The sequence below is a fragment of the Paenibacillus aestuarii genome, assembly GCF_027789125.1.
Taxonomy (GTDB): Bacteria; Bacillota; Bacilli; order Paenibacillales; family NBRC-103111; genus Paenibacillus_E; species Paenibacillus_E aestuarii.
In genome coordinates this window covers 1-16212 of sequence record NZ_JAQFVF010000080.1, presented here as the reverse complement: position 1 = coordinate 16212, position 16212 = coordinate 1, and the positions used below count along the sequence as shown (strand labels likewise).

15 protein-coding genes and 1 pseudogene are annotated in these 16212 nt (G+C 40.9%); 10 read left to right on the top strand and 6 right to left on the bottom strand.

The window, feature by feature from the left end; all coding sequences use genetic code 11:
• The first annotated feature begins 4 nt into the window (after nt 1-4).
• The 3 genes from O9139_RS26830 to O9139_RS26820 all read left to right on the top strand — a co-directional run bounded on the left by O9139_RS26830 (nt 5) and on the right by O9139_RS26820 (nt 3153).
• Nucleotides 5-1399, top strand: coding sequence for an ABC transporter substrate-binding protein (locus O9139_RS26830; protein WP_270884827.1), 1395 nt, complete (start codon nt 5-7; stop codon nt 1397-1399).
• 42 nt (nt 1400-1441) lie between these two features.
• Complete coding sequence (locus O9139_RS26825) at nt 1442-2164, top strand: glycerophosphodiester phosphodiesterase (RefSeq protein ID WP_270884826.1); 723 nt, start codon at nt 1442-1444, stop codon at nt 2162-2164.
• Between the two features lie 221 nt (nt 2165-2385).
• Nucleotides 2386-3153 carry an MgtC/SapB family protein gene (locus O9139_RS26820; RefSeq protein ID WP_377525345.1) on the top strand — a complete coding sequence of 256 codons (768 nt, stop codon included), beginning with the start codon at nt 2386-2388 and terminating at the stop codon, nt 3151-3153.
• Nucleotides 3154-3229: 76 nt separating this feature from the next.
• Here O9139_RS26820 and O9139_RS26815 read toward each other — a convergent pair whose 3' ends face one another.
• Nucleotides 3230-3571, bottom strand: coding sequence for a zinc ribbon domain-containing protein YjdM (locus O9139_RS26815; RefSeq protein WP_270885011.1), 342 nt, complete (start codon nt 3569-3571; stop codon nt 3230-3232).
• 367 nt (nt 3572-3938) lie between these two features.
• Between O9139_RS26815 and O9139_RS26810 the strand changes: the two genes are divergently transcribed.
• The 4 genes from O9139_RS26810 to O9139_RS26795 all read left to right on the top strand — a co-directional run bounded on the left by O9139_RS26810 (nt 3939) and on the right by O9139_RS26795 (nt 7319).
• Nucleotides 3939-4265, top strand: a complete 327-nt coding sequence (locus O9139_RS26810; protein WP_270884824.1) for an ArsR/SmtB family transcription factor — start codon at nt 3939-3941, stop codon at nt 4263-4265.
• 166 nt (nt 4266-4431) lie between these two features.
• The gene (locus tag O9139_RS26805) at nt 4432-6150 is read left to right on the top strand and encodes a SulP family inorganic anion transporter (protein WP_270884823.1); all 1719 of its coding nucleotides are present in this window, start codon (nt 4432-4434) and stop codon (nt 6148-6150) included.
• 146 nt (nt 6151-6296) lie between these two features.
• Nucleotides 6297-6842 (top strand): DinB family protein, encoded by a 546-nt coding sequence (locus tag O9139_RS26800; RefSeq protein WP_270884822.1) that lies wholly within the window; start codon nt 6297-6299, stop codon nt 6840-6842.
• The gene (locus O9139_RS26795) at nt 6843-7319 is read left to right on the top strand and encodes an EVE domain-containing protein (RefSeq protein WP_270884821.1); all 477 of its coding nucleotides are present in this window, start codon (nt 6843-6845) and stop codon (nt 7317-7319) included.
• Between the two features lie 231 nt (nt 7320-7550).
• Here the strand turns inward: O9139_RS26795 and O9139_RS26790 are convergent, their stop codons facing one another.
• From O9139_RS26790 to O9139_RS26780, 3 genes are all read right to left on the bottom strand, one after another.
• The gene (locus tag O9139_RS26790) at nt 7551-9038 is read right to left on the bottom strand and encodes an ATP-binding protein (RefSeq protein ID WP_270884820.1); all 1488 of its coding nucleotides are present in this window, start codon (nt 9036-9038) and stop codon (nt 7551-7553) included.
• Between the two features lie 350 nt (nt 9039-9388).
• Entirely contained in the window at nt 9389-10207 is an 819-nt protein-coding gene (locus tag O9139_RS26785; protein ID WP_270884819.1) for a methyl-accepting chemotaxis protein, read from the bottom strand.
• A gap of 1396 nt (nt 10208-11603) precedes the next feature.
• Nucleotides 11604-12665 (bottom strand): NADH:flavin oxidoreductase, encoded by a 1062-nt coding sequence (locus O9139_RS26780; RefSeq protein ID WP_270884818.1) that lies wholly within the window; start codon nt 12663-12665, stop codon nt 11604-11606.
• Nucleotides 12666-12944: 279 nt separating this feature from the next.
• Between O9139_RS26780 and O9139_RS26775 the strand changes: the two genes are divergently transcribed.
• Nucleotides 12945-13307, top strand: a complete 363-nt coding sequence (locus O9139_RS26775; RefSeq protein WP_270884817.1) for a winged helix-turn-helix transcriptional regulator — start codon at nt 12945-12947, stop codon at nt 13305-13307.
• 176 nt (nt 13308-13483) lie between these two features.
• On the opposite strand, the pseudogene O9139_RS33455 reads toward O9139_RS26775, so the two are convergent.
• Both O9139_RS33455 and O9139_RS26770 read right to left on the bottom strand, forming a co-directional pair.
• Nucleotides 13484-13600: pseudogene (locus tag O9139_RS33455) on the bottom strand (CPCC family cysteine-rich protein); the annotation flags it as partial.
• 290 nt (nt 13601-13890) lie between these two features.
• Nucleotides 13891-14268 carry a winged helix-turn-helix transcriptional regulator gene (locus tag O9139_RS26770; RefSeq protein ID WP_270884816.1) on the bottom strand — a complete coding sequence of 126 codons (378 nt, stop codon included), beginning with the start codon at nt 14266-14268 and terminating at the stop codon, nt 13891-13893.
• Nucleotides 14269-14449: 181 nt separating this feature from the next.
• Here O9139_RS26770 and O9139_RS26765 point away from each other — a divergent pair, with 181 nt between their 5' ends.
• Nucleotides 14450-15472, top strand: coding sequence for a zinc-binding alcohol dehydrogenase family protein (locus O9139_RS26765; RefSeq protein WP_270884815.1), 1023 nt, complete (start codon nt 14450-14452; stop codon nt 15470-15472).
• A gap of 55 nt (nt 15473-15527) precedes the next feature.
• The gene (locus tag O9139_RS26760; protein WP_270884814.1) at nt 15528-16190 is read left to right on the top strand and encodes an MBL fold metallo-hydrolase; all 663 of its coding nucleotides are present in this window, start codon (nt 15528-15530) and stop codon (nt 16188-16190) included.
• Nucleotides 16191-16212 lie beyond the last annotated feature (22 nt).

Below are 16212 nucleotides of genomic sequence, written 5' to 3'. Positions count from 1 at the left end.
AACAATGGGGAAAAAAACGTTAACAGGTATGGCATTAACGGCAACAATGGTTTTTCTTGCAGCGTGTAGCGTAAATATGGGGGAAGGCACAGAGAGCAAGACGCCTGAGGCAACGAAATCTGGGGTAGCTGAGACGGCGAAATCGGGAGAACCTGCGGCAACACAACCGAAGAAAGTCGTTTTCTGGCATGCAATGGGTGGAGCCAATACGAAAGTAGTTGATCAATTAGTTGCTGATTATAACGCTTCTCAGAATAAAATCAAGGTAGAGGCAGTGTTTCAAGGAACTTACGATGACCTGCTTAGCAAATTAAAGGCGTCAATGGGGACTAATGATGGCCCTTCTGTTGTGCAAATGTATGAGATCGGTAGCCGCTTCATGATAGATTCCAAAGCCATCACACCTATGCAGAAATTCATTGATGCTGATAAGTGGGATATATCACAGTTAGAACCTAATATTGCTGGATACTATACTTTAGAAGGTAAACTATATTCGATGCCTTTCAATACTTCGAACCCGATTCTTTACTATAACAAAGATTTGTTTAAGGCAGCCGGTCTAGATCCAGCGAAGCCTCCGAAAACTTTTGAGGAATTGAAGAGCGCAGCGGATGCAATTACTAAGTCAGGCAAGGCTGTAGGAGCTAACTTTGCGATATATGGCTGGTTCATGGAGCAGTTCTTTGCTAATCAAGGTGCCGAATACGTTAATAATGGAAATGGCCGAACCTCGATTGCTACACAATCGCTTGTGAATACAGAGCCGGGTGTAAAAGTTTTGACTTGGTGGAAGGACTTGATCGATACCAAAGCCGCCAACAATCTGGGGAGAAAAACAGATGATTCTAAAAAAGCTTTCTCTGCAGGTCAGGTTGGCATGATCTTGGAGTCTACTGCTGCCCTCAAGGGTTTAGTAGACAGTGCTAGTGGCAAGTTTGAAGTAGGAACTAGTTTCTTGCCGAAACCAGCAGATGCCAAAGAAGGCGGTGTGGTCGTCGGCGGAGCCAGTTTATGGGTCATGAATAATCGTCCAGATGACGAACAGCAAGCTACGTGGGATTTCATTAAATTTTTGACTACACCTAAAGAACAAGCTTACTGGCATGTAAATACAGGATATTTTCCGATTTCTAAGAAGGCCTATGATGAGGATTTGGTGAAAGAAAATCTGAAGAAATTTCCTCAGTTCCAGACTGCCATCGATCAACTTCACCAAACGAAATTGAATACAGCCACACAAGGGGCGGTCATGGGTGTATTCCCTGAAGCAAGGCAAGTTGTTGAAGGCGCGATTGAAGAAGTGCTTAATAATAAGAAGTCGCCTAAAGAAGCTTTGGATGCAGCGGAGAAAGAAATCACTTCGAAGATTCAGATTTATAACAAAACTGTCAAATAGATAATCGTGTTAAAGTACAGTACGAGAAAGGAAACAAAGCTGATGAACAAACCAATGATCATAGCTCACCGTGGGGCTAAAGGGATGGCTCCTGAGAATACGCTCGCTAGTTTTCAGCTCGGGTTAAGTCAAGGATGTGAAGGAATTGAGCTTGATGTCCAGCTGACTGCTGATGAGGAAATCGTTGTATGCCACGATATGACCTTAGACCGGACGACGAATGGCCATGGTTTGATCGTAGAGAAAACCTTAACCGAAATTAAGACTTATGATGCCGGATATTGGTTTGGAGATGAATTCAAAGGTGAAAAGATACCTACGCTAGATGAGGTCTTTGATTTAGTCTCTGAAAACATCATGATCAATGTTGAAGTGAAACACGCTTACGAGGGGAGAATGGAGCTTAAGCTGATTGAGTTGCTACGCAGACGTAACCGCTTGAATCAGGTGATCATTTCTTCATTCGATCATAAGTGTATCAGAAGGTTAAAGCAAATGGAGCCTGAAGCCAGAATTGGGCTTTTATATCAGGCTAATTTATTGGATCCGGTAGCTTATGCAAGAAGTTTTGATGTGGAAGTGTATTCACTTCATCCTTATTATCAATTGCTGGATGCCGAGGACGTGCGTAAAGCCAAGGAAAACAATCTGTATGTCTACCCTTATACGGCGAACGAAGAGAAAGACTTGTTGAAATTAACAGAAGCTGGTGTTTCGGGTATCATTACGGATTTCCCTGCTAGACTTGTAAGTTTGTTAGGTTAACTCTTTGAGCAAAAGCCCCGGTTTCCGGGGTTTTCCTTTTTATTGTTTTGACCGAGAGTCAGACTGGAGAAAGGTCGATGATGATTGGGTGCAGACGATATTATTGAAGGAATTATCAGGAGTATGAATCATTTGCGTCTACACGTCCGAATTTACGAATGGAATAAGGAATAGTTCGATATTTTATTGCATCTGAATTCGTCCTCCAAGGAAGTGATTGCATAATGAACGAAGTTTTAAGCCTATGGCATATCACGCATGGAGAACTGCTATTAAGGATGTTTATCGCAGTTGTGTTGGGTGGTTTGGTCGGCATTGAAAGGGAATGGAACCACCATGCAGCTGGGTTCCGCACACACATCCTTGTTTGCTTAGGATCGGCGTTGATTATGCTCCTATCCATATATGGATTTTCTGATTTTGTTACTGAGTCCAACGTTCGAATGGATCCAGCACGATTGGCAGCTCAAGTGATAAGTGGCATTGGTTTTCTAGGTGCTGGCGCCATTTTGCGGAATGGTTCCGTTATTAGCGGATTAACTACCGCTGCTTCCATTTGGGTCGTTGCGGGAATTGGGTTATGCGTGGGAGCTGGATTCTTGTATGCCGCTTTCATTTGTACGCTCTTGGTGTTAATCAGCTTGTTGTTGCTCAATAAGTGGGAGAACTATTTGATGCGACACCGAAGAAAGTATGAAATTAAGATTAAGGCTTATGATCAACCAGGAATTATTGGTCAGGTGACCTCTGCTTTAGAAGAACATGGTATTCAAATGGATACGATTAAAATTGAGCATGAAATTGAAAAAGAAAGCAAACAGAGGTACGTCCTGCTCTGTTTCCAAATGAAGTCTAGCCACCATGAGAAGTTTATCGCAGCTCTGGAGCAAATACAGGCATTCCATTTCGTGTCAAGCGTGGAGTCAGGGAGTACTCCTTTTCTAATTGGTAAAAAGAATCAGCCCGTGGAAAGTAACATGCAGGTATAGTTTAACACGGAAAAACCGGCTAAAAGTAGCCGGTTTTTGGTAACCGCAAATCATGATCATCAATAGACTGACGCTTTTATATCTTTTTAACAAATTCAGATTTTAATTTCATAGCTCCAAAACCATCAATATTGCAATCAATATCATGATCTCCATCAACCAAACGTATATTTTTTACTTTTGTGCCTATTTTTACGACTAATGAACTTCCTTTTACTTTAAGGTCTTTGATTACGGTAATAGAATCACCATCTTGCAAAACATTTCCATTGGCATCTTTGAAAATCTTTATGTCTTCATTAACATCAGTTTCTATTTCTAAAGTCCACTCATGTCCACATTCTGGGCAAACAAAGAGACTTCCATCTTCGTAAGTGTATTCTGAATTACATTTTGGGCAATTTGGCAAATCTAACATAATTTCATTTCCTCCATTTGTCGGATAAGTGGATCGCTCCCACTCGATTTCTTCTTTCAATCATGATCCTCTTCATCCCATTTGCGGGAATAGGCCTTTTTCGTAGCCCAGAAGGTCAAGCCCAATATGATGAAAAGGGAAATAACTCCTAAGATGATAGCACCAACCATTCCCCGCAGCTCTCCTCTTTTGCTTAAATGTCCAATCCTAACCTCTTAGTTTTGAATAACAAAATATTTGATTTTTTGAATATTTATAACTATACTATAACTGAAAAGTATTTAAATATGCAAAGGTTCTTTTTGAACTTGTGATATGATAATATACATATTCAAATTTTCGAATATTTTAAAAAGGAGGAGACGTTATGTATCAAGAAATACAACATTTTAAAGCTGATTTTTTCAAAGCGTTAGCACACCCTTTACGTATAAGAATCCTTGAAGTTTTAGCCGAAGGCGACAAGAACGTTAATGAGATACAAACTATATTGAGCAGTGAAGGTTCTGCCGTTTCACAACAGTTAGCCGTATTAAGAAGTAAAAACGTTGTTCGTGGGATTAAGGACGGAACCTCTGTGATATACTCACTAACAGATCCTCTAATTAAAGACTTGCTTATTGTTGCCAAGCAGATTTTTGACAATCACCTTATTAATGCGATTTCAATGTTGGAAAATATAAAAAATCAGTAATTCATTAAGAAAGGGAGTAAATCGGGGTTTTGATCTCGATTTGCTTCCTTTTTTATTTATTTCGATGATTTATCTGCGGAATATGAAATTGACACCTGATTATTTTAGATATATGATTTTATATATATTCAAATAATCAAATATTTATGAGTTGGTGGGATTGGATATGAAAATCTCGTTTAGAGGTAGGTTCCAGGGGTATAATGGGAAAAAATTTCAAAAAGACTTGATTTCAGGTTTGATTGTAGGTATTGTCGCCATTCCACTAGGAATGGCGTTTGCAATTGCTTCAGGGGTAAAGCCTCAATATGGCTTATATACAACAATCGTAGCAGGAATACTGATCTCATTATTTGGAGGATCGAAATTTCAAATCGGCGGTCCGACGGGAGCATTTATCCCTATTCTATTTGCAATTGTTATGCAATATGGGTACGAAAACTTGCTTATCGCAGGTTTTATGGCAGGGGTCATTTTGCTATTCATGGGGATATTTAAATTAGGCAGTGTAATAAAATTTATTCCACGTCCTGTCACAATAGGTTTTACTGCAGGAATTGCCGTTACCATATTCACAGGGCAAATTGCCAATTTTCTTGGGCTGCGCAATCTGCAAAAGCATCAAGATTTTCTAGCCAATATGAAAGAAATAGGCATTCATATTTCAACAATCAACATGTACAGTGTCGTGACTGCTTTGATTTGCTTGGTGCTCATCTTTATAACACCAAGACTGCTTCCTAAAATTCCTGGCTCATTGGTGGGATTATTGGTTTCTACTGTTACAGCGGCCATATTTTATCCTGATATGGTTGCAACCATTGGTTCTACCTATGGGGCTATTCCAAATAGTTTGCCTAGTATACACTTTCCTCCACTCTCAATTGAAAACATGCAATCTTTAATAAAACCCGCTCTTGTAATTGCAATGTTAGGCGGTATTGAATCCTTACTTTCGGCCGTAGTTGCTGATGGAATAGCAGGAACCAGACATAACAGCAACCGTGAATTAATTGGTCAAGGTATTGCCAATATGATAAATCCGTTGTTCGGGGGTATTCCTGCAACGGGGGCTATCGCACGCACTGCAACAAATATTAAAAACGGAGCGGAATCTCCTTTCTCTGGAGTCATTCACGCGATTGTCGTCCTGTTGGTTTTGTTCTTTTTCGCCCCATATGCTTCAAACATTCCTCTTGCGAGTATGGCGCCCATTTTAATGGTTGTTGCTTGGAATATGAGCGAACGCAGAGAGTTTGCTCACGTTTTAAAAACCAGAACTGCGGAGTCATTCGTTTTATTTATTACCTTTCTTCTTACTGTTCTTACGGATCTGACAACCGCTGTTGAAGTTGGATTAATCTTATCAGGTATCATTTTCGTGAAACACATGAGCAAACTTCTTATTACTGCTAAAGTCTTGCCCGACCCTTCCGATAAGAACGAAAAAGTATCCGAGCATATGGTTCATGAGCAGCATAATTGCCCCCAAATCAGTATTTACACCGTTGAAGGCGCTTTGTTCTTTGGGGTTGCAAATATGTTTGAGAAAACCATTTTGGATGAAATCAATTACAAACCCAAAGTGCTGATATTGAAAATGGGTAATGTTCCCTATGTAGACACAACAGGGGAAGCCAATTTATCAAGTATCGTCAAGCACTTTAAAAAGCACGGTGGCACCGTAATCATTTCCGAAATACAAAGCCAACCACGCCTAATGCTTCAAAAAACAAAACTTGATGAATTCATAGGGCAGGAAAACATTTTCGAAAAAACAGGTGACGCGGTTAGCTATTCATTAACAAAACTTAATCAAGCTCAATGTCTTGGATGCAAACATTTTGCGTTTCGTGAATGCCAGCAATTATCAAACCCAATTTGATTAAATAAACGTTTCTCTCTGTCTTTCCGACATCGTATTCGAGAAGTCTGAAAAAATTTTTAAAACGCTACTGACACACTGTTGTCAGTAGCGTTTTGTTATATTGGGCTTAGATCCAAATATGAATAAGAGGAGTTGTTTGATTCATGAGAAGAACAGCGGTAGCATTGCAGGCATTTGAGGAGATAGTAGGGCGTTATTTGATCGAATTGGAGAGCATCGATATGGAGCAGCTGATAAAAAAACCGAATGAGGAGGAATGGTCGATTGGTCAAATGTATATGCATTTGATTCAATCGGCACAATTCATGCATTTGCACAATGTTGATCAATGTTTGGCTGGAAGTGAAGCTACATTAAACGCTATGGAGGAAAAAACGGAGAGCGGCAAGGAAGTCTTTGAACTAGGAAGTTTTCCGCCCGTTCGGATTCGGGTCCCCGCTTCACCGCAATACACTCCCAAACAGCCGGAGAGCAAAGAGCAACTCATAGAAGGTTTTCATGGTGTAGTGGAGCGGATGAAACGTACTGAACCCGGTTTAAGTATAGTGCTCGAATGCCAAAAGAAAATTCTTCATCCTAGATTCGGCGCACTAAACGCCAACGAGTGGTTTTTGCTTATAGAAATGCATTACAGGCACCATCTATTGCAGCTGGAGCGTTTGAAATCCTTTATGGGAATGAATGCATAAATGACTATGAAAGAAGGGGACGAGGCGATGCAGAGTGTATTTGGTCAGCCAACCCGTTGTTGGATTGGCGTTGTGTCTGCTTCTCATGTTAAACGGGCGGTACAGGGTGGATTCGCTCAACTCTGCCATGGCAAGGCAGCGCCCTTGCGCCGCATGAGTCGTCATGATTGGCTGATCTACTACTCTCCACGAACGGATATGTCAAAGGGAGAGAAGCTCCAAGCATTTACGGCTATTGGACAGGTTACCGACGACAGAGTCTACGAATATCAGATGTCTGAAGTGTTCGTTCCATTCCGTCGAGATATTCGCTATATTCCATGTCGAGAAGTAATGATTGCCGATCTGTTGGAGCAGCTTACCTTTACACGCGGGAATCGCAACTGGGGATATAACTTCCGCTATGGTCATTTCGAGATCAAATACGAAGATTTTCTGACAATCGCTGGCTTTATGTTGGGCAACGCAGGAGTTTAACGGGACAATAGCTTGGGATGGAAAACTGCAGGGTGACAAGAATATGATCTTATTAAATGCCGCTTAAATAGCGGTTTTTATTTTTATGGGATAAAGTTCTTGTCAAAACAAATGACAAGAGCTTTATCCCATTCCCAACGGGGGGCTGGGAGGAGGTGAGGTCATTTGTAATCATGACTTATTCGTTAAACTACCGGGCAGGATCGTGAAACAGAGTGGAATTTCATCAGGTTATGAGTTTTGGTTGAAGCTATGATTTAAAAAAGATATAAGTGCTGTGGTTCCTGAAGTGTCTGAATCTAAGGTGAGGGTCCCGCCCACTTCATGAATAATCTGTTTAGAAATAAATAGTCCAAGTCCGTTGCCTGACGGCTTCGTAGTAAAAAAAGGGTTAAATATTTGATACTTAATCTCATCTGGAATCCCTGGCCCGCTATCCTTGATTGAAATTGTTAACATTGCACCGGAACTTGCTCCTGAAATGATGAGGATCCCCCCTTCATTCATGGCTTCAATTCCATTTTTACATAGATTCAAAATGACTTGCTTCAAGACAGCGGAGTTTCCTTTCATGATTAGGCCAGTAAAATCATAATCCAAAATAATCTGAATGCTCTTCAGGTTTGCTTCGACAGTGACTAGAGGAAGAATTTCACTAATCATCGTGGAGACAGCGAACGTTTCTTGCGGATTTTGAGTATCTTTAGGCTTCCGCAGCCACAGCATTTCACTGACAAGATCATTGATCCGTGTGAGCTCGGTCATAATTAAGTCCACATATTCTTTGCCTTTATCAATTCCATTTTTATCCAATATCTCGCCAAGTAAATGAACAAATCCCTTAATTGAAGTTAACGGATTTCTAATTTCATGAGCAACCCCCAAGGCAAGCTGTCCCAATGAGGCACTGATCTCAGAAGTCTGCAGCAAGCGTGCTAAATCTTTCTGTTCAGTGATATCAATCGCAGATCCGATGATGCCCGTGATTTGGTTATGCTCCCAATAAGGTGAGAGAGTTTTATAGAGGATTCGATCTCCCAATTTTATTTCAAAATTTACCGTATGACCTTTTAGCGCTTGTTTATAATAATCACCTTCAATTTCCATTAACCCGGGGAATAGCTCATTAACGGTTTTTCCATAGCTATTTAATGTTGTATATCCAAGTTGTTCGGCTAATTTGCCTTCTGCCAATACATAAACCAATTGACCATCTGCCCGTTTCTTCAGCTTTATGATAAGACTATTAATGGCGTTAACGGTTTGGCGTAATTCTTCAACCATTTGATTATGATGGAATTCTTCCAAGCTCGTCTTTTGAGAAATATCCCGGCCCGATGTCAAGATACATTCAACGTCAAATAGCTTGATCAGCTCAGCAGAAAGTATGTATGTAATTACACGTCCATGTTTATCGCGAAAGCTTTGTTCAAAGCCCTCAATGGTTCCGTTTTTTTTCAGTAGCTCAATGAATGGCCCTCTATTATTGGCAGTTTCCCATATATTCAAATCAATCACAGAAGAAGATAGTGCTTTATCTTTACCGTACCCAACTCTGTCGAGAAAAGCCTGATTGACAAATATGATATCCCCTTCTTGAAGGGAGGTTATACACATAAATTCAGAACTTAAATTCAAAAAACGATGAAATAAATCATGAATTAATTCGGGATTTTTGTTGATTAGTTCTTCTTTAAGTTTAGATCTCAGTATGTCCATACGGCCTCCGAAGATAATATTTTTGATTTATTATAGCAGAGGATCAGCGGACTACACAGAACGGAAATTTTTGTAAAAAGTAAAAGGGTCCGATAAGGACCCTGGAGTGATTACATCCGAGGGGGTGGCTACACTAACGGGGACGAAGGTTCAGATGATATTTTGGATATACAATTAATGGTTCAGATGAGCAACAAAGAAAGGCAGTTGCAAGCCGTCCCTTATGACAAAAAAGGAAGCAGGAGTATACCTCACTCAGACTGACGAGAAAAATTTGACAATCTATTCATACTTTTATCTTGCGAGCAGCTATATTCATAATAAATGACTTCATGACTTTATTGGTTTTATTACACAATTTTCGTCAAATTTACTAACAACTCTGAGCTTGAGGTAATCTCCTCTAAGGATGCGGCTATTTGTTCAGTAGCAGCGGCTTGTGATTCTGCCCCCATATTTGTGCTACTAATCTCATTAATAATTCCATCAATAGACTTTCTCATCTCTACAAGTATCTGTGTTATTTTCTTTGCTGATTCACCGCTGGTTTGTGAGAGTTTTCGCATTTCGTCTGCAACAACGGCAAAACCCTTTCCTGCTTCTCCCACTCTTGCCGCTTCGATTGCTGCATTTAAAGCCAACAGGTTTGATTGGGTAGAAATATCTTTTATTAAATTCAGTATTGAATCTGTTTCTTTTATTTTTTGTTCCGCTGAGTTAGCAGACTCAACAATGTTATTCATTGAAGATGAGAGATTTTGGGCAGTTGATGCAATCTCTTCGACACTTGCATTTGTCTGTTCTAACGAGCTAAACATAATTTGTGCCGCTTCTTCGATTTTCGCTTGGTTGATCAAGCTTTTGGAAATCGCAATGGCGCCAATAACTTCCCCAGCGAATCCTTTGATTGGAGTGGCAATACCTTTAAAGAGAACACCATAAAACTCTTTAGGCACTATTCCAGCACATTGCCAGTCTTCATGAATTACTTTGTATATAGGTTCTTCCACATTTATTTTATCTCCAGGCTTAATTTTATGGTCAAGGGTATCGCCAGGTCTATAATACACCCATGCTGTAGTATCTGATATAGCAACTGCTACGTCATCCTGTAAGAGATCTTTTAAAACTGAACCAACTTTAATGAATGTTTCTAATTCGCTGTTCACTATTTTTCTCCTTTTTTCTACAAAAGTAAAATTTATTAGTATTGTTGAATAAAATACGTCGCTATTGCAAAAGTCATCGAAAAAAAATTACCAAGGAAAGATCCACGATAAATTGATATAACAAAATGGACTCTCGGCTAATTGTCGAAAAATGAAATGGTTTAAAGGGTGTAAACAAAATACGACAAGTTACTATAGACAAGTGTATAATAGTAAACATTTCACTACTTAGCTTAGTGTACGTTTTTTCGTGTTCTGTTGGCGGATCCCCTAAATAAACAAAGGTCTTGTCCTGTCGCCAGTTGTTTAGCGATAGAATAGAAAGCTTTACTGTGCTTAGGCGGAACGCCAAGTTCTATGATGACTACAGGACGTTTCCTGCCGTGATCATCTTCGACGCATGCAAGCCTTCCAAACTCGTCTTTGCGGTATCCTGATATGAATACCTTTGCCTCTTCGTACCAAACAATCTTTAACCAATCCTGGCTGCGACGGCTAACGTAAGGACTATCTTTCAGCTTGGCCACGTGCCATTCCATTAACGACTTGCGCGCCTTTCGCAATCTATTGAACAACCGTCTCCTTTCTGTATATCATGTTTTTTAAATTCAGACCACGATTGCAGGTGCAGACTATATGATAACCCTTCAATATTACATAAGTATTAAGAAAAACTTACAATATTTTACTAAAGTGCTTAAAGAGGTGCTAACAATGGCATGGAATCTTACTTTGTATAAAGGCGGATCCAACTGTCGTCGAAAATGAAACTTATCCGTTACTATGAGATCAGCCCTTGGAGTTGATCATGTAGAGCCTTGGACATTAATTTTTGATATAAACGCCCGATTTATATTTAATGAGAAGTTTCCACTTGAAGCATCAAAGAAATTTAAAGCTAAGATATTTTGGATTTCAGAATCACTAATTTACAGAGATTATCCTTTCGGTATTTTCAAATAAAGGTGGAATTAAAACGGAAGTTAATGGGATTGAAGAAGGACTAAAATATCTGTCTTCAAAGGGGATAAAAGCTGATTCCAGCTCACAGTCTTATTGGGGGCCAATGTTTGCCATGTCGGTATTGTCACTTATTCCGTGTTTCACCATATTTATTGTATGTTAGAAATACTTTGTCGAAGGGATTGCCACTTCTGGGATTAAGGACGAGACGCTCGCTACGTGAGCTTTTTAGAACTTACCACTCTAGATGATCGCGAGAAGAGGTCGTAGTAGTAGTATCTTTTTTTAAAAAATAATAACTAATATCGGCTGTGGTTCCACTAACTGAAAGAACTATAGTTCAATCACGATATGAAGGCAGCCGGTACGAACGGCCGCCTTTGTTTGTTGAAGTAACAGGCAGAAGAGTTTAATGAGACTCATGCAGCTGCTATTAGTACAAAACATTAGCTGATTCTGCAGTAAACGGTATTAACTCGCTCCATCGACCATCACGAAGCTTGACTGCCCAAGCGGGATCAGCGAGCAAGGATCTCCCTACGGATACCAAATCGAATTCCTCCTGGGCCAGTCTCCCAATCAGTTTGTCGATGCTGGAGATCTCTGCCCCTGAGCCTTTTCCTTCACCTAAGTAAGTTATGACGTCACTATCCAGCCCGACCGATCCAACCGTTATGGTAGGTTTGCCAGTCAGCTTCTTGACCCAACCTGCCAGATTCAGATCAGAACCGTCAAATTCGGGCTCCCAGAAGCGGCGGGTGGAGCAGTGGAATACGTCCACACCGGCTCTAACCAGCGGCGTGAGAAATTGATCGAGTTGCTCGGGCGTTTCAGCCAGCTTGGCCGTAAAATCCGATGATTTCCATTGTGACAGTCTCAGCACGATCGGAAAATCCGGTCCGACGGCCCGGCGGCAAGCCTCAATTAACTCTACAGCAAACTGTGTTCGTGATACGATATCACCGCCATAACGGTCCGTGCGCTGATTCGTTTTTTTCCAGAAGAATTGATCGATCAGGAATCCATGTGCTCCTTGGAGTTCAATACCGTCAAAACCAAGCCGTTGGGCATCGGCTGCCGCCTGCGCGAACGCTTCGATTATTTTCGTAATCTCCGCTTCCGTAAGCACTGTCACATTACGGTTTGGGTCTGTGCCGCCCGCATGGAATAATTGCGGAATAATCTTACCTCCCGCTGCATGAACTTCTTCCACTACCTTTGACCACCCAAGCAGTGCTTTTTCCCCATAAAAGTGCGGCAAATTGACGCCAGGCTGCTGATGAGCATCCGGATGGTTCACAACCGTTCCCTCCGTCACAATAAGACCTACACCATTCTCGGCCCTGCGCCGATAATAGGCAGCGACATCCGAACCTGGAATGCCTTCAGGGGAAAAAGCGCGTGTCATCGGAGCCATCACGATGCGGCTTTGTAGTGTCATATTTCCTATGACAACAGGTTTAAACAATTCCTGAACTGATTGAGTTGTATTCATAATTCCCTCCAACAATGTGTTATTTGTACCGTAGGTAAGTCCTTAATCGTAAATTTACCACTGTGAAATCTTTTTCGTATAGCTGTGTCCTATTTCAATTGGAGCTAATTAGGGGGGGGTTCGATGATGTACAGTACAGTTGCCATGATTCAAACTTCCCTTCTGTAATTAAAATGATTAACTTCATGCGCTTATCATATAATACATACTTATTTATCGTAAGTAGGCACAATAATGTGGTATAGTATAAAAAAAGGTACCTGTACTGGAGGCAAACGTATGCAAAAGAACCCTAATAAATGCCAATTCGTTGGGACGCTGGATACGATCGTCGGCAAATGGAAGCCGTTAATCATTTATCTCTTGCTTCAAGGTGAACCTTTGCGGTTCAATGAGTTAAGAAGATTGCTACCCGGTATCACGCAAAGGATGCTTACGCTCCATCTGCGCGAATTGGAGGAGGAAGGGATCGTTAAACGAGTCATTTATCCGCAAGTCCCTCCGAAAGTGGAATACTCCATCACGGAATACGGCATGAGCCTGTCTCCGGTGATGGAGACTATACATCAATGGGGAGCCATCCATGTTGAGCGAAAGAAGCTCACAAACCAAATCACAACAAGTAACTCAGCCGACTTGTAAGTTGAACCTTAATTTAATTTTTTCGAGTTAGCCTCCTCGTTAGCGGAGAAAAGGTAGCCGATCCGGCGGACATATGTACAATATTAAAAGGAGCTGCGCGGCAGCTCCTTCGTCGTTTATGAAGCAGTTCTTTTTTCGCTATCGTTCCCAGTAAGCTTAATCGTTTCCAGTTTGGGTCACGTGTGTCTGCTTCGGAGGTTTTTCTGACAAACGATAAATCCTTCTTCACAAGCACTAAATTTCTCATAGTTTTTTTGAACTTGTCTCAAAGAAGCCTCATTTGCACCACCTTCATAGACAGGTTTGCAAACTGAACGATGTCCTCTTTTTCAGTGATAAATTAATCAGGTTTTAATCGTTATGATCACGCTGAATTGTGTGTCTTAATCGTTGAGCTAAACATAGCTGTATAGCCTAAGAAATGGGCTTTGTCAAAAAAAGGAGCGCCTCGGTATGATGGGTTTGTCGACGGGTAATTACCCAACACCATCAAGGAGGCGCTCTTATTATGAGGTTAACTTCAGCTAGACCACTCGTGAGCCCTGTAAGTCTGTAATTGGATTCGAGTGACGCAAGTAATTTATTACTTCACTTTTACTAACATATCCCTTTTGTTTGCAATCTCCTGGTTGTACCTCAACCCCCAGTCTCTCATGAGATTAATAATGGGTTCTAAGGTACGACCGAACTCCGTCAACGAATATTCAACCTTTGGCGGAACCTCTTTATAAACCTCCCTGTGTACTACTCCACCATCTTCTAATTCACGAAGCTGAAGGGTCAACATTCGCTGTGTGATATCTGGCATTAACCTGCGAAATTCATTAAAGCGCCTTGTCTCCGACAGTAAATGATATAAAATAACGCCCTTCCATTTACCTCCAACCACCTCTAATGTGGTTTCTACTGGACATCCGCGGGGGTCAGGACAAGATGGATACTCAGTATTAATACTTTTCATTTGTATGCCTCCATTCAAGTCTTAGTATAAAAAAGTACACTATACAACAAAAATGTGCGTACTTACATAAAGTAGCTAACTGCATTATTATAACAGAAGTCGGAACATAAACGGTAACCAACTCCCATTTTTATACCGTTAAAAAAACTCTAAAGACTTAGACGAGAGGATGAAATGTACTATGGAAACAATGAAGGCCGTTGGATTGCATCGTTATTTGCCTATTGAAAACCCAGAAAGTTTGTTGGATCTAAAAATTGAAAAGCCAGTTGCTACTGGCCGAGATCTACTCGTTCGTGTAAAAGCTGTGGCCGTTAATCCAGTTGATTACAAGGTTCGATCACCTAAAGAAAAGGTTGAAGAAAACCCCAAAGTTTTAGGCTGGGACGTGGCGGGTATTGTTGAAGAAGTTGGCCCGGATTGCACGTTGTTCCGTCCAGGTGATGAGGTTTATTACGCTGGTGACATTACTCGGCAAGGGGGTAATAGTGAATTCCATCTTATTGACGAGAGAATTGTAGGGAAAAAGCCAAAATCTTTGGACTTTGCACAAGCTGCTGCCCTGCCGTTAACGACGCTGACTGCTTACGAGGCATTGTTTGAACGAATGAACATTAGTCGTGAACCCAACGAAAATAAGAATAAAGCGATTCTTATCATTGGAGCAGCAGGCGGAGTCGGATCTATAGCTGTCCAATTAGCAAAATGGGCTGGACTGACCGTTATTGGAACTGCCTCCAGACCTGATTCCGTTGCTTGGGCAAAAGAGCAAGGGGCTGACTACACCATCAACCACTTCGAGGAGTTCGTCCCCCAATTAAAGCAGTTAGGATATGAAACCGTTCCGTACATTCTTTGTCTTAACGCAACAGCTAAGCATTGGAAAAACATGGCGAACGCGATTGCACCTCAAGGAACCATTTGCTCAATCGTTGCAGACGGGCCGCTTGATATGCTCTCGCTAGTAAACAAAAGTGCAACCTTTGTTTGGGAGTGGATGTTTACAAGAGCCATGTTTCAAACGGAAGACATGATTCAACAACACATGCTCTTGAACGAAGTAGCTGATTTAATTGATAGTAAAAAGATAAAAACTACCCTGAGCGAACGACTTTCCCCTATCCATGCTGAGAATTTACGAAAAGCTCATTCATTGCTGGAAACGGGCAGAGTTATTGGTAAAATTGCCATTGAAAATTTTTAATGCACTCAAAAACGATATCAGAAATTCCAAACCCTACTAAAAGGAAGTGCTTATCATGAACCTGATTCAACTCTCAGAACATGTATATAAATGTGAATCTGTAGTCACTGAACCTATCCATATCCCTGTCAATACTTGGTTAATTAAAGATCATGATGATGTTTATATCATCGATACAGGTCTAGAAGGATTAGTAGATGCTCAAATGAGGGCAGCCACAGCTATTGGTACTCCCAAAGCCATTCTACTTACCCATGGCCACAGTGATCATATTCAAGGTGCTGCGAAGTGGTTAGAGAAGTTCAATATTCCTATATATGCCCATGAGAAAGAACTTATATATATCAATGGAGAAGCACCTTATCCGAACTTCAATACCCTTGAGAATACAGGGGTAGCCAATAGGGTTCTGCCATTAACAGAGCAAACACTTGCAAACCTGCCTATCCAATACTATCTAACACCTGGGCACTCTCCTGGGCATGTCATCTACCATCATGAAACGGACAATGTACTTCTAACAGGAGATCTCTTTATTACAAGTAAGGAGGATTTACATCCACCCATTAGAAGTTTTAGCATCGATATCAACGAGAACATCGATAGCGCCGTTATTATTGATGAAATCAAACCCGCACTACTCAGCTCATCACATGGACATGAACTTCTCTACAATGATGAATTGTATGCAAATCATGTGCTACGGTATCGAGACTAAAAAAGTCAATATATCCAATGAA

Bases quoted from the DNA above. Each gene is read 5' to 3' on its own strand.
- O9139_RS26775 (WP_270884817.1), top strand. From the start codon at position 12,945: ATGCAAAAGAACCCTAATAAATGCCAATTCGTTGGGACGCTGGATACG.
- O9139_RS26830 (WP_270884827.1), top strand. From the start codon at position 5: ATGGGGAAAAAAACGTTAACAGGTATGGCATTAACGGCAACAATGGTT.
- O9139_RS26800 (WP_270884822.1), top strand. From the start codon at position 6,297: ATGAGAAGAACAGCGGTAGCATTGCAGGCATTTGAGGAGATAGTAGGG.
- O9139_RS26780 (WP_270884818.1), bottom strand. From the start codon at position 12,665: ATGAATACAACTCAATCAGTTCAGGAATTGTTTAAACCTGTTGTCATA.
- O9139_RS26805 (WP_270884823.1), top strand. From the start codon at position 4,432: ATGAAAATCTCGTTTAGAGGTAGGTTCCAGGGGTATAATGGGAAAAAA.
- O9139_RS26795 (WP_270884821.1), top strand. From the start codon at position 6,843: ATGACTATGAAAGAAGGGGACGAGGCGATGCAGAGTGTATTTGGTCAG.
- O9139_RS26760 (WP_270884814.1), top strand. From the start codon at position 15,528: ATGAACCTGATTCAACTCTCAGAACATGTATATAAATGTGAATCTGTA.
- O9139_RS26810 (WP_270884824.1), top strand. From the start codon at position 3,939: ATGTATCAAGAAATACAACATTTTAAAGCTGATTTTTTCAAAGCGTTA.
- O9139_RS26825 (WP_270884826.1), top strand. From the start codon at position 1,442: ATGAACAAACCAATGATCATAGCTCACCGTGGGGCTAAAGGGATGGCT.
- O9139_RS26765 (WP_270884815.1), top strand. From the start codon at position 14,450: ATGGAAACAATGAAGGCCGTTGGATTGCATCGTTATTTGCCTATTGAA.
- O9139_RS26815 (WP_270885011.1), bottom strand. From the start codon at position 3,571: ATGTTAGATTTGCCAAATTGCCCAAAATGTAATTCAGAATACACTTAC.
- O9139_RS26770 (WP_270884816.1), bottom strand. From the start codon at position 14,268: ATGAAAAGTATTAATACTGAGTATCCATCTTGTCCTGACCCCCGCGGA.
- O9139_RS26790 (WP_270884820.1), bottom strand. From the start codon at position 9,038: ATGGACATACTGAGATCTAAACTTAAAGAAGAACTAATCAACAAAAAT.